This window comes from Billgrantia antri (genome assembly GCF_017868935.1).
Taxonomy (GTDB): Bacteria; Pseudomonadota; Gammaproteobacteria; order Pseudomonadales; family Halomonadaceae; genus Halomonas; species Halomonas antri.
Genome location: NZ_CP053383.1, coordinates 772,902 through 785,226 on the forward strand (window position 1 = coordinate 772,902; position 12,325 = coordinate 785,226).

Below are 12,325 nucleotides of genomic sequence, written 5' to 3' on the forward strand. Positions count from 1 at the left end.
GCGGCCCTCTTACGCCCTTTTCGCTGTACGCCGCAGCTCCGGAACCGCCAGCACGGTGAGCGTCAGGGCGGTAATCGGCAGCACGAAATAGAGCATCAGCGTACTGAAGCCGGCCAGGGCATCGTGATGGGTGGCGGCCAGGATCAGGTAAGTGGTGTAGGCCACGTAGTAGCCCAGCAGCACGGCGCCTTCCCAACGGTTGATGGCGCTGGCGGTGAAACAGATCGGCAGGCAGGCAACGGCCACGGCAAGCATCACCGGGATGTCGAGGCTGAGCATGGCATCGGTCACGGCAATGCCGGTTGGAGCGATCAGGCCGGCCAGGCCGAGCACGCCGAGCAGGTTGAAGATGTTGCTGCCGACCACGTTGCCCACGGCGATGTCGCGCTGGCCACGCAGGGCTGCGACGATCGAGGTGACGACTTCGGGCAGCGACGTGCCGGCGGCGACCACGGTCAGCCCGATCACCTGTTCGCTGACGCCGAGCCAGGTGGCCAATGTGACCGCAGCATCGACGAACAGGCGCGAGCCGGCCACCAACATGGCGAGCCCACCGGCGACGAATAGTAAGTCGCGCCCCCAATGATGGCTTTTCTCCTCGCTGGTCTCCGGCTCGTCGGGCGCTGACTGGCGCCGCCCCTGCCAAAGCAGGAAGCCGGTATAGGCGACCAGCCCCAGGAACAACAGCCCGCCGTCCACCCGGCCGATGCTGCCATCCAGCGCCAGCAGCAGCATGAGCAGCGAGATACCGATCATCAGCGGGATATCCAGGCGGATCAGCTGCTGGGCGACCGCGAGTGGCACGATCAGCGCCGAAATGCCCAGGATGAACAGCACGTTGAAGATGTTGCTGCCCACCACGTTGCCGATGGCGATTCCCGCCTGGTCATCGAGGGAAGCCTTGATACTGACGACGAGCTCCGGAGCGCTGGTGCCGAAGGCCACTACGGTAAGCCCGATGATCAATGGTGAGATTCCCACCTGCGCAGCCAGGCGCGACGCGCCCCGAACGAGGCCCTCCGCGCCGACGATCAAGAGCGCAAGACCGACCAACAGCAGCAGCATTGTCAGCATTCGATCAATTCCATTTACTTGGGGGAGGGGGCGTTTCCAAACGGGCCGGTTACGGCCTTGAAGAGAAGCGCTATGCCGCCGGCGAAGCGGGAGCCAGCACTTGCGTGCTCAGAGTCGCAGTGTCGAGCATGAGGATCGCTTCTTGCAAGCCGTCGAGCGCGGCGACGTAACTACCGCGATCGTTCCATGCTGCCGAGCGGCCGCCGCCGGTGTCGCCGTCGCAAGGCCCCACGCAGTTTGCCAAGAGAATCGTCATGGCGTGTTCGCGGGCGAAAGTGGCGTAGTAGGCGTATGCCTCATCCATTCCCTGCGGCTGCTTGGCCACGCTGGCGAGATACACATCCGCGCCAAGGCTCGCCGCCGTGGCGGCATGGTCGGGCTGCAGCGACTCATAGCAGATCGCCAGCGCCAGGCGGTGCTCGCGGGTTTCGATGAGCATTGGCCGTTCGCCGGGGGAGAAGTAGGGCAGCTCGTCCTCATGCAGCCGCTGCTTGGCATAGGCGTGGCGCCCCGTTTGGGGCTGGAAAACCACCATGCCGATACGCGGCTTGCGTGAGGTGACCAGCGCCAGGCCGGCACCGATCACGATGCCATGGGTATCGCTCAGGCGCTGGAAAACGTCCAGCCGCGGGTCCTCCTCGTGGGTGGCCAGGTCCTTGGCCAGCGTCGGCTCGTAGCCGGTCAGCGAAAGTTCGGGAAAGAAGATCAGCTCGGCGCCATGCGACGCTGCCAGTTCGACGAACTCGACATGGCGCGCCACGTTGCTTTCGACATCGCCCGTAACCGAGGCGTATTGCACGGCACATAGCTTCATCGGTTCGCTCCCTCTCGCTGATCCTTCGGGTAAGCGTACGACATTTTTCCGTGGGCAATGTGACCGTTTCCCTTTCGATGCGGGGGCAGGTGGTCAGCCGGCCTTCGTCATTGAAAGTGAAAGGGTCTCCTTCGCCATCGTAATGACGCTGGGTTAGACTTCATCCATGCTCTGAACCATCAGGGAGCCAGCCTGCGATGTTCGCCCCTGCGCTTTCCATCTCCCGCACCCCGCTGGTAGCCGTCTACGGCACCCTGAAGCGTGGGCTGCGCAACCACCATTGGCTGGAAGGGGCCGACTTCCTGGGCAGCGACCGACTGACCAGCGCCACCCTCTACGATCTCGGTCCCTTCCCCGGGGCCAAGCCTGAACCCTCACGCGGGGTCGAGGTGGAGGTGTTCCGAGTCGATGCCAGGCTGCTCACCTCGCTGGACAGGCTCGAGGACTTTCGCCCGCGCCAGCCGCACGCCGGGCTCTACCACCGGGCCATTCATGCCACCACCTTCGGCTCCGCCTGGCTCTACCTCTACAACCCTGAGGTTGCCGGCTGTAGGGCGATCCGGCAGGGCGGGTGGCGGCCCTGACTTGACCTGACCTCAGCCTTCGCGCTGCAACTTCTCGCGGCGTGCCACTTCCGCTGCAGTCGGCTGCTCCATGGCGAAGTCTCCGGTTTTCACCGCTCCGTCGCGTTCATACTTCGCAATCACCAAGCCGTTGGGTGACACACGATGGGAGATGAGTTTGAAAGCCCCCGGCGCTGCACCATCGCCAAACAGCTTCTTGCCTTTCCCCAGCACCACGGGGCAGATGAACAGGTTGATCTCATCGATGAGGTCGCTTGCAAGCAGCGTCTGAATCAGCTCGGTGCTGCCCTGAGTAACCAGAGCCGGCCCCTTTTCCTGCTTCAGTCTGGCGACATCGTCCGCCGCATCGCGCAGCGCCACCGAACCCTTCCAGGTCAGCTCCAGCCCCTTGCGGGTTGCCACATATTTCTTGACCGCATTGAAGGCCTTGGCGATGGAGTCGTCCGGCCCTTCCTCGGCATAGGGCCAGTGCGCGGCGAATATCTCGTAGGTCTTGCGCCCGAGCAGCAGGTCGAACGGCTGGCCGAACAGCTTGTCGATCTCCTCCCCGAACACCTCGTCCACCAACGGCGCGACCCAGCCGCCATAGTGGAAACCGCCTGTCGGGTCTTCCTGTGGCCCGCCGGGCGCCTGCATGACCCCGTCCAGTGACACCATCGCGCCAACGATCACTTTGCGCATCTGCTCATCCTCGTGGTTTGCAAGTTCAGCCAGTATTCGAGCGAGCTGCGACGTAATCGACAACGCACTGACACATGCTTCTCCGCGCTCATGGTCTGGCGAGCTTCAGCGCAGCAGGAGGCTCGCGGCGGAGAGCCACGCCCTCGCCAGTCGGGCTTGTCTATGGTTAGAGTCGTATGCAAAGGCTTTCGTCCCTGACAAGATCCATTTGGCATCCACAACCCCGGAGCCCGCCATGTCTCGCGCTATCGAAATCCCCGCCGCCGACGGCACCATCGACGCCCATATCTTCACGCCCGGGAGTGCTGACCGTCCTCTTTCGGCCGTGGTGCTGTTCACCGATATCGGCGGCCTGCGCCTTTGCTATCACGAGAAAGCCCAGCAGCTCGCGGACAACGGCTACGCTGTGTTGATGCCCAACGTCTACTACCGCGATGCGCGCGGTCCCGTCGTGCCGGAGGGCAAGTCCTTCCGCGACCCCGACGTGCGTCCGACGCTGTTCGGGTACGCCGGCCGTCTGACGCCCGAGGCACTATCCCGCGACTTCGCTGCCCTGTTGGGTTGCATCGATAACGAGAGGGAGTTCGCGAAGGGAAAGATAGGTGTGGTGGGCTACTGCATGACCGGCGCCTTCGCACTGCGCATGGCAGCCGCACACCCCGAGCGCGTTGCCGTAGCGGCCGGCTTCCATTCGGCCAACTTGGCCAAGGCCGACGACCCGAACTCCCTCGTGCACGTGGTCGAGGCCATCGAGGGGCGCGTCTATCTCGGCCACGCCGACAAGGACGAGCTGCTGCCGCCCGAGCAGATCGCGCGTATGGACGAGGCGCTGGCCAAGGCCGGTGTGCACTTCACCACTGAACTCTACAAGGGCGCCGCCCACGGCTTCACGGCCAAGGACGCCCCCAGCTACGATGCGGCTGCCGATGCCCTGCATCACAGGCGGTTGGCCATGCTGCTGGAAGAGACGTTGTAAGGTGAACTCTTTTGTCAGCGGCCCCGGTGAGTGGGGCCGCGGCGCTGTTTCCCCCTCGACAGCCTCAGGGCGCCCTTGCGAAGTCTGCGCCACGCACCACCAATCAGCCTGACGAACAGATCGGCCTTCACTCGGGCGTTGCGTTGTTCAATTGCCCGCATTTTAGGATCCGGATTGTGGAAGGCCATCGTCTCCTCCGTTGTCGTGTCCAACCCTCACCCCACCAACTCCACCTTACCCCAATCTCCATCCACCGAGTCGAGCAGTTGGCTCAGCGCCGGGCTTTGGTAGGTCACGTGTGGGTCTTCCCAGCGCAGGCGTACGCTCTGGTGCAGGCAGGGTTCCGGCGTGCGGTACTGCGCGCGGCGCATGATCTTGTAGAAGCCCTTGTATTCGTCGTGTTGCCGGCCGCTGTGGCTCGGGTTCATTGAGGCGAGGAAGTGCGGCTCGAAGGTGAGCCCGAAGCGTTCGGCTTCGTTGGCGATCCACTTTCCAGCGCAGTCGCCGAGCTCATGCTGCGGGTAGCCGCCGCCGATATCGGTATGCACGCCGGCGAACCACACCTGCTTGAGGTCAATGCCGGGCTTGGCTGACCACAGCGTAGGCTCGAAGTCCTGGCGGTTCTCGTCGATGGAAACGGCATGCCGGGCGTGGCGGATGATGCTGCTGGGTTCGGTGTCGTGGAACAGGTAGCGCTCGGTGCCCAGGGTACCGAGGAACGGCGCGGGAATACCGAATGCGCCGACGGTATCCCACACGCCGATGAACTCGATTTCGGTTCTATCCGCCACGGCATAGGCACGGCGGAAGTTGATGGAGGTATCGGCATCGGGTGCCGAGTTCCGTGAGCGTTGCCGGTAAAGCTGGTAAGCCTCGGGAATTCTGTCGGCATAGAGCCGTAGCAGTACGCCGCAGTTGCGGATGAGCCCGGCCAGGGAGCGCACGGTATAGGCGCCACGGCTGAAGCCGAATAGGAAGAGCTGATCGCCAGGCTCGTAGTTGTGCACGATGAAGCGATAGCAATCCATGATGCCCTTGTCGATGCCGGTGCCGCTCGTACCGCTGCGAATGCTGTTGCATTCGGTGCCGATGCCCCAGTCGTAGTACACGACCTGTTTGGTGTCGGTATCGCAGCCCGAGGCGATACCTCGTGCCAGGCGCAGCACATGTGTTGGATCGTCACTTTCGGGGCGTTGCCAAGTGCCATCGGCGCAGATGACGATGCGCTTCATCTCGCCGCCTCCCTCCCTGCTTTTTTACTAAACGTAACCCCATTGTTTTGGGTGCGCTATGTCATCTAGCCCAAAAATGGCCTAGTCCGTCTTGATTGAGGTCATGGATTACATCCATGTAGTAAATGGCTTACGACGATGGGAGGTTACGGATGCGCTGTAACGGATTCGCACGCTGAATCAACTTTGTCGCGTGGTGCGAGAGGGAGCAGGGAGTGTCAGCCATCAGTGTCTCCTGGGGGATATTGCGCAAACCACTGGCTGATCGCTGGCATGTTGGGTTCAAAACCGCCGGGAGCGGAGAAATTCAGCACGCCGGCGCGTTCCGGGCTGCGATTCTCGAAATCGTGCGTCGTGCCACCGGGTACCAATACGAAGCTACCCGCCGAGGCATCGATCCACTCGGTCTCGAGCAGAAAGCTCATGGTGCCGGCGAGGACGTAGAAGACATCATCTTCATCGTGACAGTGTGCACCGGGGCCTTTCGTCTTGGGCTCGAGCCACCATTCGGAAATGGAGTATCGATTGTCGGTTTCGCTGCCATCGGCTTTGAAGAGGGCGGTGATGCGTCCCATCGGATACCCACGGCCGGCCCCCGGTGCTAGCACGATGGGGGAGCGGGTTGATGCAATCGACTCGGAGGTCATATCGGTAAGCCTCGGTTGTTCTCACTCTTCGTACGGCTCATCGGACCGCGGGGCATTTGGCATCTGCTCATCGAGCGACTGGCGGTACCTGATGCAGCCCCTGATGAATTCCGGCCATTCCGGTACCACGGGCATCGGGTCGGTCTTGTCGGGCAGCAACCCCCATAGCGCAGGATGGTGCCAGCAGAGGTCGTGCCGGCTGCAGTCACGATGCTCACGGATGCCCTGGCGTAATCGCTTGGCTTCCTCGATCAACTGCTCGCGGGTCATGCGTTCGAGGTCTTCGTCCATGGGAGCCTCCACATGGCTTCCGGCCGCCCTTCGTCCGGCTCAGTGAACCTGGCGTGCGCGGTGAAAGTTCACGTTCGCTGCAGTATAGAGTAGTGAGCCTTCAGAGATGCTTGGGTTAATGGGAGTAGATACACCGCCGCTGCTCCAGCGGCGGTGTATCCGGGATGAGACGTGGCCCTATCGCGCAGGCTCGGGAATGCGAGCGATGACCTTGATTTCAAAATCGAAGCCCGCTAGCCAGTTCACGCCTACAGCGGTCCAGTTGGGGTAGGGTGGTTCACCGATTTCCTTGGTGCGAACCCTGTCGATCGCCTCCCATTGGGCGGCAGGGTCGGTGTGAAAGGTGGTCACGTCGACGATGTCGTCGAAGGTACAGCCGGCGGCTTCGAGAACGGCCGTGAGGTTGTCGAAGGCAAGCTGGACCTGCCTTTCGAAATCCGGCTCGGCAGAGCCATCCTCGCGGCTGCCGACCTGGCCCGAGACGAACAGGAAGTCGCCCGAGCGGATCGCCGCCGAATAGCGGTTGATCTCGTAGAGTGCCTGCCGTCCGGCAGGAAAGACTGCATCGCGCTTCGCCATTGTGTTACTCCTGTAAGTGGTATTTATATACGGGCCGTATGTGAGATAGAATGACACATACGCGCCGTATGTCAATTCGCATACGCTGTGTATGTGGAATCGAGAGTTACAATCGAGGAGAGAGTGTGGCGACGAAACGTGCGCAGATGATGGAGGAAACCCGGGCCAAGCTCATTCGAGCAGCTCGGGAGGCCTTCGCGGCCAAAGGCTATGCGGCAGCTTCGATGGATGAGCTCACGGCTGAAGCGGGGCTGACGCGAGGGGCGCTCTACCATAACTTCGGCGGCAAGCAGGGATTGCTGCAGGCCGTGGTCGACCAGATCGACCGGGAGATGGTGGCGAGGATGCTGGCTGCTCAGGATCAGGCGGCAAGCCGCTGGGACGGGCTGCTTGAGGAGGGGGTGGCCTATATCGAAATGGCGCTGGAGCCAGAAGTCCAGCGCATCATGCTGCTGGATGGGCCGGCCGTGCTCGGCGATCCATCACAATGGCCCAACCAGAATGCGTGCCTGCTGCGCACGACGCAAACCATCCAGGCTCTTATCGACGAGGGTACCGTCAAGCCGGTGGATGCGGAGGCAGCGGCCCGGTTGATCAACGGCGCGGCGCTCAACGCGGCCCTGTGGATCGCCGCCGCCGACGAGCCCCGCGCCGTTCTTCCAAAGGCCGTCGAGGCTTTTCGGCAGCTTGCTGCCGGTTTGCTGCAAGCCGATGGGGCGAATAAAGGCACTGATTGAATTACGCGCCCTGGCCGTGGCCCTTCATGGTTGGGCGATCAACACGTTTTAGCCAAGTCTTTCACGGCTAGGCGTCCGATGCCGTTGGTCGGCCCGAAAGAGGCTCGCAGCGCCAGCGCAAAGCAGAAGGGAGCCGACCATGATCAGTGGCGCAAGGGCGAGAGCAGCAGGTTCCGTCCAGAATTTGTGCGGCCCAACCGCCGGTAGAAAGGTCAGAAGGGCGAGCATGCCAGCCCAGATGCCAGCGCGCTCCTGGGCGATCAGCAACCAGATGGAAACGAGCGATAGTGCACTGATTGCACCAAGGTAGGGGCCTCGCATGGCGGGTGGGTGTGGCTCCTTACCGACGAGCATCGCAACGAACATGACGACCGCGAGCAGGAGAAGGCCGGCGAGACAGGCAACAGCAACTTGAGGAGTCCTGTGGAGTTTCATGGCGCACACTCTATGAGGGGTGACGAAGACGACTCTAAGAGCGCCGGGCGGCACTGTCCCTTAACAAATGTTCATTCCTGCTCCTCTTTGAGTTGCCGACGAATCCGCGACAGCGACACATCCGTCAGGCCCAGATAACTTGCCAGGTGCGCCACTGGCACGCGAGCGGCGAGATGCGGCTGGCTTTGGCAGAGTTGGCGGTACCGGGATTTCCCATCAAGGGTAAGCAGGTCATGCTCACGTTGCAGCTTCTGATTCACCAGCCGTGCCAGTAGCTCGCTGCGTAGCGGTTCCCACAGGTCATGCTTCTCGAGCATGGAGCGAAGCGCCGAAACCGGTGCCTGCCAGATGAAGGACGCTTCCAGTGCCGAGATGGCAAAGAGCGAAGGCTGATTTTCCATCTCGGCAGTGATGGGACAAAACAGCGCCCCTTCAGGGAGAAAGTTCTTGTTGAAGTCCTTGCCATCACTTCCAATGAGGTGCATCCGCACGAGCCCTCGTTCGATCACGAAGGCCTGGCTCCAGGTATCGCCTTGATGAAGCAGGGTCTCCCCTTTATCGAGCGTGCGTGGTTGAAAAAGCGCCACGACAGAGTCGATGACGTTGCCGTCTTCTGACGAAAGAGCATTCTCGATAATCGTGCGCACTCTCACCTCGTTGCAATACTTGCCTATTCGCCTCTTAACACTACTGACTCCTCAGGCCTCGACCGAGAGCTTGCAGGGTATGGCCTGGGCGAGAAAATCGATCAGTGCCCTTACCGCAGGGACGAGGCCCTTGCGATTGGAGAAGACCGCCTGGATCGTGCCAAAGGGTGAGCGCCACTCGGGCAGTACATGTACCAGTTCCCCCTTGGCAAAGCTCACACGGCAGATGTGTATGGGCAAGAGTGCCACACCAAGCCCCTGGCACGCTGCCGCAAGCAGCATGTCGAAGTTGCTGCACATCAGTCGGGGGCGCAGGGCGATCACGCGGGTCTCGTCGTTCGGCCCTGTCAGCTCCCAGCGAACCTCGTCCGTTTCTCCCCCCATCGAGAGGGTCGGCACATCGGCGAGCTCGTCGATGGTCAGCCCCCTCTTGCAGGCGGCATGTACGGCCGGGCTTACCGCCATCACCAGGTGATTCTGCCCGAGCGGGCGCATGATCAGAGAGGCATCGGACATGTCCGGCTTGCTGCGCACGCGTATGGCGACATCGAGCCGATCCTCGATCAGGTCGGCGCGACGATCGAAGACCATCATGTGCACGCGGACCTTGGGATAGGTCTTCATGAACGCCGGAAGGACTTCCTCGATGAGGTTCTGGATCAGGCCTTGCGGGCAACTGAGCCGTACGACGCCGTTGGGTTCGGCGTAGGCCTGTGCCGCCACCGTTTCTGCCGCTTCGGCACCGGCGAGCACGGTCTGGCAGTGTTCGTAGAAGGCATGTCCTACGTCTGTGGTACGGATCTTGCGCGTCGAGCGCTCCAGCAAGCGCACCTTGAGGCGTTCTTCGAGGCGTGCGACTCGCTTGCTGAGCGTTCCCTTGGGCACACCGATGTGGCGCGAGGCCGCCGAGAAGCCCTGGTACGTGACCACGGCATGAAAATAGTAGAGGTCGTTGAGGTCGTGCATCGCATCAACACCGAAGGGGAAGTAGCGGTACATTATTCGTTTCCAGGGGGAAACGCAACGTTAAAAAATAAGGGTCTGGTACAGTGATTGGTGATCTATAGAATACAACCATCGGTCGGCATTCCGGAGTCCAGTCGTCACGAGAATGTCGGACCTCAACCCCCTGTGATTGGAAACGAGAGAGACACCATGAAAGCGCAAAAAACCGCACTGTTCCTTGCTCTGGCACTGTCCTCCGGTGTCGCCCTTGCTGAAATGGGCGCAGAGCAGCTGATACCGCCTACCGCTTCGTCGAGCGCCTCCGGCCAGAATGGTTTCGAGCAACTGGATCGGGATGGCGATGGCCGCATTTCACGTGAAGAGGCCAAGGCAGGCACTCTGCCTGAAGTCTTCGTCATCCTGGATCGTGACCATAACGGCGCGATCTCGCGCCAGGAGTTCAACTTCCGCCCGCGCTGATTGCTCGGTATGGTGAGTTAGCTGCGAGTGCACATTTGTCTATGGAAAGTCGAGAAGGGAGGCCTGCAGAGGCCTCTCTTCTCGTTTTCCCTTCTCTTCCGCCCACCGCTCATTCGTGCTGCAGAACATTGACGAGCTTTCCGAACGGGTCGCGAACGAAGAAGCGCCGTACGCCCCAGGGCTCGCTGACGGGCCCGTATTCGATGGCTATGTTGGCCTTCTCGAAGCGTGCCAGCGCCGTTTGGATGTCGTCGACTTCGATGGAGAGATCGGGCACGGGAGTACCCGAGCCGCCTTCGCTGCCGAAGCTCACCTGTACCATCATTTTTTCATTCGAGCCGTATGTCCGAAACCAGCCGTGATCCATGAGCAGGTCGAGACCCAGGATGCCTCCATAGAAGGCTGCCGCCTGGTCGAGATCCGATGTCGCCGTGTTGGCCATGATGCGTTTGACTTTCATGTGCCGCCCCGATTTTCTTGTTGTGGATTCCAATACAGTCTTGGAGTGGCCGCGCTTGCGCCAACCCAGGCCGAGAAGCCGTGCGTACCACCCGCTTAGAATTGTAGCCCCAGCGCAAAGCCGCCGAGCAGATAGCAGAAGGCGGTGATCAATACGATTCCGATCAGGTTGAGTACGACCCCACCCCGTGCCATCTGGGCGATGGTGACCGCACCGGTGCCGAACACTATGGCGTTGGGTGGCGTGCCGACCGGCAGCATGAAGGCGCAGGTCGCGGCGAAGGCTGCCGGGATCAGCAGCGTCATCGAGTCGGCGCCGATACCCACCGCCACGCCCCCGAGCACGGGGATAAAGGTCGCGGCCGTGGCCGTGTTGCTGGTGACCTCGGTCAGGAACAGAATGATCGTGGCGACGGCGGCTACCAACAGGATGATTGGAAGCATGCCGAGTCCCGTGACCTGCTGGCCGAACCAGTTATCGAGGCCGGTCCCCGCGACAGCGCCGGCAAGGCTTAGGCCGCCGCCAAACAGCAGCAACACACCCCAGGGCAGTCCGTCCTCGGCATCCTGCCAATTGAGCACCATCTCGCTGCGGCCTCGCGCGGGCAGAATGAACAAGGCGATGCCGGCGGCGATAGCGATGGCAGTGTCATCGAGATTACCCAGCGGCCCGAGCCACTGGCCCACCCCCGGGATGTTGCCGAGCACGCCGGGCACGACCCACAGGAACGCGGCCGAGCCGAAGACGAGCAATACCATCTTCTCGCCCTGGCTGAGCGCGCCGAGCTTGCGGATTTCTCCCTCGATCATTTCCTTGCCGCCGGCGATTTCCGCGACGTTGAAGCGGTAGAGCACCCGGGTCATCAGTACCCAGCCCACCAGAATGAAGGTGAAGGCCAGCGGTACGCCGAGCATCATCCATTCGAGAAAGCCGATGTTGCGGCCCAGTTCGTCGGCGGCATAGCCGGCAACGATGGCGTTGGGCGGGCTGCCGAGCAGGGTGCCGAGGCCGCCCATGCTGGCCGACCAGGCGATTGCCAGCAGCAGGCAGACGCCGAAGCGCTTGATGTTCTCGTCATGAATGAAGTCGACGTGGCCGGCCCGGTGGTGGTCGTGGCCGGCGGCGGCCGTCGCGGTGGCCTCACCGCTGCGCTCCGCGACCAGGGCTAGCACGGAGAGCCCGATCGGCAGCATCATCAGCGTCGTTGCGGTGTTGGATACCCACATCGACAGAAACCCCGTGGCGAGCATCATGCCGAGTACGATCCGCTTCGGCGAGATCCCGACCCGGGACAGCGTCAACAGGGCGATGCGCCGGTGCAGGTTCCATTTCTCCATGGCAATGGCAATCAGGAAGCCGCCGAGGAAAAGAAAGACGATGGAGCTGGCGTAAGGCGCCGTGGCCTGGGAGACGGTGTGCTCCGTCAACATCGGGATCAGCACGATTGGCAGCAGGGCGGTGGCCGAGAGCGGGATCGCTTCCGTCATCCACCAGACCGCCATCAGGGTCGCGATCGTCGCGACCCAGCGCGCATCTGGCGAGAGCCCTTCGGCCTGGCCCATAGCGAGCCAGACAATCAGCGCCAGGAGCAACCCGAAGGCGCGCAGGCCCCATATCAGTCTAGCTGATCGTCCACCTGATTCTTTTCCACCGGGTGTGCCCTCGTTTCCATCGTTTGGTTGAGGCTGATCAGCCATGCTAAGTCTCCTTTATTTCACTAATACAGCTCCCTACATGGAGCGT

15 protein-coding genes are annotated in these 12,325 nt (G+C 61.9%); 4 read left to right on the top strand and 11 right to left on the bottom strand.

Going from position 1 to position 12,325, the window contains the following annotated elements; translation table 11 throughout:
* Positions 1 to 9: 9 nt before the first annotated feature.
* Positions 10 to 1,074 (bottom strand): calcium/sodium antiporter, encoded by a 1,065-nt coding sequence (locus HNO53_RS03660; RefSeq protein ID WP_209476349.1) that lies wholly within the window; start codon positions 1,072 to 1,074, stop codon positions 10 to 12.
* A gap of 70 nt (positions 1,075 to 1,144) precedes the next feature.
* Complete coding sequence (locus HNO53_RS03665) at positions 1,145 to 1,888, bottom strand: carbon-nitrogen hydrolase family protein (protein WP_209476350.1); 744 nt, start codon at positions 1,886 to 1,888, stop codon at positions 1,145 to 1,147.
* Between the two features lie 197 nt (positions 1,889 to 2,085).
* On the opposite strand from HNO53_RS03665, the gene HNO53_RS03670 reads away from it, so the two are divergent.
* Complete coding sequence (locus HNO53_RS03670; protein WP_209476351.1) at positions 2,086 to 2,472, top strand: gamma-glutamylcyclotransferase family protein; 387 nt, start codon at positions 2,086 to 2,088, stop codon at positions 2,470 to 2,472.
* 12 nt (positions 2,473 to 2,484) lie between these two features.
* Here the strand turns inward: HNO53_RS03670 and HNO53_RS03675 are convergent, their stop codons facing one another.
* On the bottom strand, positions 2,485 to 3,153 hold the full coding sequence (locus HNO53_RS03675; protein WP_209476352.1) for a dihydrofolate reductase family protein: 669 nt from the start codon (positions 3,151 to 3,153) through the stop codon (positions 2,485 to 2,487).
* Between the two features lie 235 nt (positions 3,154 to 3,388).
* Between HNO53_RS03675 and HNO53_RS03680 the strand changes: the two genes are divergently transcribed.
* Positions 3,389 to 4,129, top strand: coding sequence for a dienelactone hydrolase family protein (locus tag HNO53_RS03680; RefSeq protein WP_209476353.1), 741 nt, complete (start codon positions 3,389 to 3,391; stop codon positions 4,127 to 4,129).
* 215 nt (positions 4,130 to 4,344) lie between these two features.
* On the opposite strand, the gene HNO53_RS03685 is transcribed toward HNO53_RS03680, so the two are convergent.
* The 4 genes from HNO53_RS03685 to HNO53_RS03700 form a co-directional block, all read right to left on the bottom strand.
* Positions 4,345 to 5,361, bottom strand: a complete 1,017-nt coding sequence (locus HNO53_RS03685) for a DUF2235 domain-containing protein (RefSeq protein WP_209476354.1) — start codon at positions 5,359 to 5,361, stop codon at positions 4,345 to 4,347.
* 218 nt (positions 5,362 to 5,579) lie between these two features.
* Positions 5,580 to 5,936: a cupin domain-containing protein gene (locus tag HNO53_RS03690; protein ID WP_242597528.1), complete on the bottom strand. Its 357-nt coding sequence runs from the start codon at positions 5,934 to 5,936 to the stop codon at positions 5,580 to 5,582.
* A gap of 93 nt (positions 5,937 to 6,029) precedes the next feature.
* On the bottom strand, positions 6,030 to 6,299 hold the full coding sequence (locus HNO53_RS03695) for a hypothetical protein (RefSeq protein WP_209476358.1): 270 nt from the start codon (positions 6,297 to 6,299) through the stop codon (positions 6,030 to 6,032).
* A 177-nt stretch (positions 6,300 to 6,476) separates the two neighbouring features.
* Positions 6,477 to 6,878: a RidA family protein gene (locus HNO53_RS03700; protein ID WP_209476360.1), complete on the bottom strand. Its 402-nt coding sequence runs from the start codon at positions 6,876 to 6,878 to the stop codon at positions 6,477 to 6,479.
* A gap of 125 nt (positions 6,879 to 7,003) precedes the next feature.
* On the opposite strand from HNO53_RS03700, the gene HNO53_RS03705 reads away from it, so the two are divergent.
* Positions 7,004 to 7,615 (top strand): TetR/AcrR family transcriptional regulator, encoded by a 612-nt coding sequence (locus tag HNO53_RS03705; RefSeq protein ID WP_242597529.1) that lies wholly within the window; start codon positions 7,004 to 7,006, stop codon positions 7,613 to 7,615.
* 506 nt (positions 7,616 to 8,121) lie between these two features.
* On the opposite strand, the gene HNO53_RS03710 is transcribed toward HNO53_RS03705, so the two are convergent.
* Complete coding sequence (locus HNO53_RS03710; protein WP_209476362.1) at positions 8,122 to 8,697, bottom strand: Crp/Fnr family transcriptional regulator; 576 nt, start codon at positions 8,695 to 8,697, stop codon at positions 8,122 to 8,124.
* 51 nt (positions 8,698 to 8,748) lie between these two features.
* Positions 8,749 to 9,696: a LysR family transcriptional regulator gene (locus tag HNO53_RS03715; protein WP_209476364.1), complete on the bottom strand. Its 948-nt coding sequence runs from the start codon at positions 9,694 to 9,696 to the stop codon at positions 8,749 to 8,751.
* A 156-nt stretch (positions 9,697 to 9,852) separates the two neighbouring features.
* Here HNO53_RS03715 and HNO53_RS03720 point away from each other — a divergent pair, with 156 nt between their 5' ends.
* Positions 9,853 to 10,122 carry an EF-hand domain-containing protein gene (locus tag HNO53_RS03720; RefSeq protein WP_209478501.1) on the top strand — a complete coding sequence of 90 codons (270 nt, stop codon included), beginning with the start codon at positions 9,853 to 9,855 and terminating at the stop codon, positions 10,120 to 10,122.
* Between the two features lie 109 nt (positions 10,123 to 10,231).
* Here the strand turns inward: HNO53_RS03720 and HNO53_RS03725 are convergent, their stop codons facing one another.
* Both HNO53_RS03725 and HNO53_RS03730 read right to left on the bottom strand, forming a co-directional pair.
* Positions 10,232 to 10,582 (bottom strand): VOC family protein, encoded by a 351-nt coding sequence (locus HNO53_RS03725; protein ID WP_209476366.1) that lies wholly within the window; start codon positions 10,580 to 10,582, stop codon positions 10,232 to 10,234.
* A gap of 95 nt (positions 10,583 to 10,677) precedes the next feature.
* A complete protein-coding gene (locus HNO53_RS03730) occupies positions 10,678 to 12,279 on the bottom strand; it encodes an SLC13 family permease (protein ID WP_209476368.1) in 1,602 nt (533 codons plus the stop codon).
* Between the last annotated feature and the right edge of the window lie 46 nt (positions 12,280 to 12,325).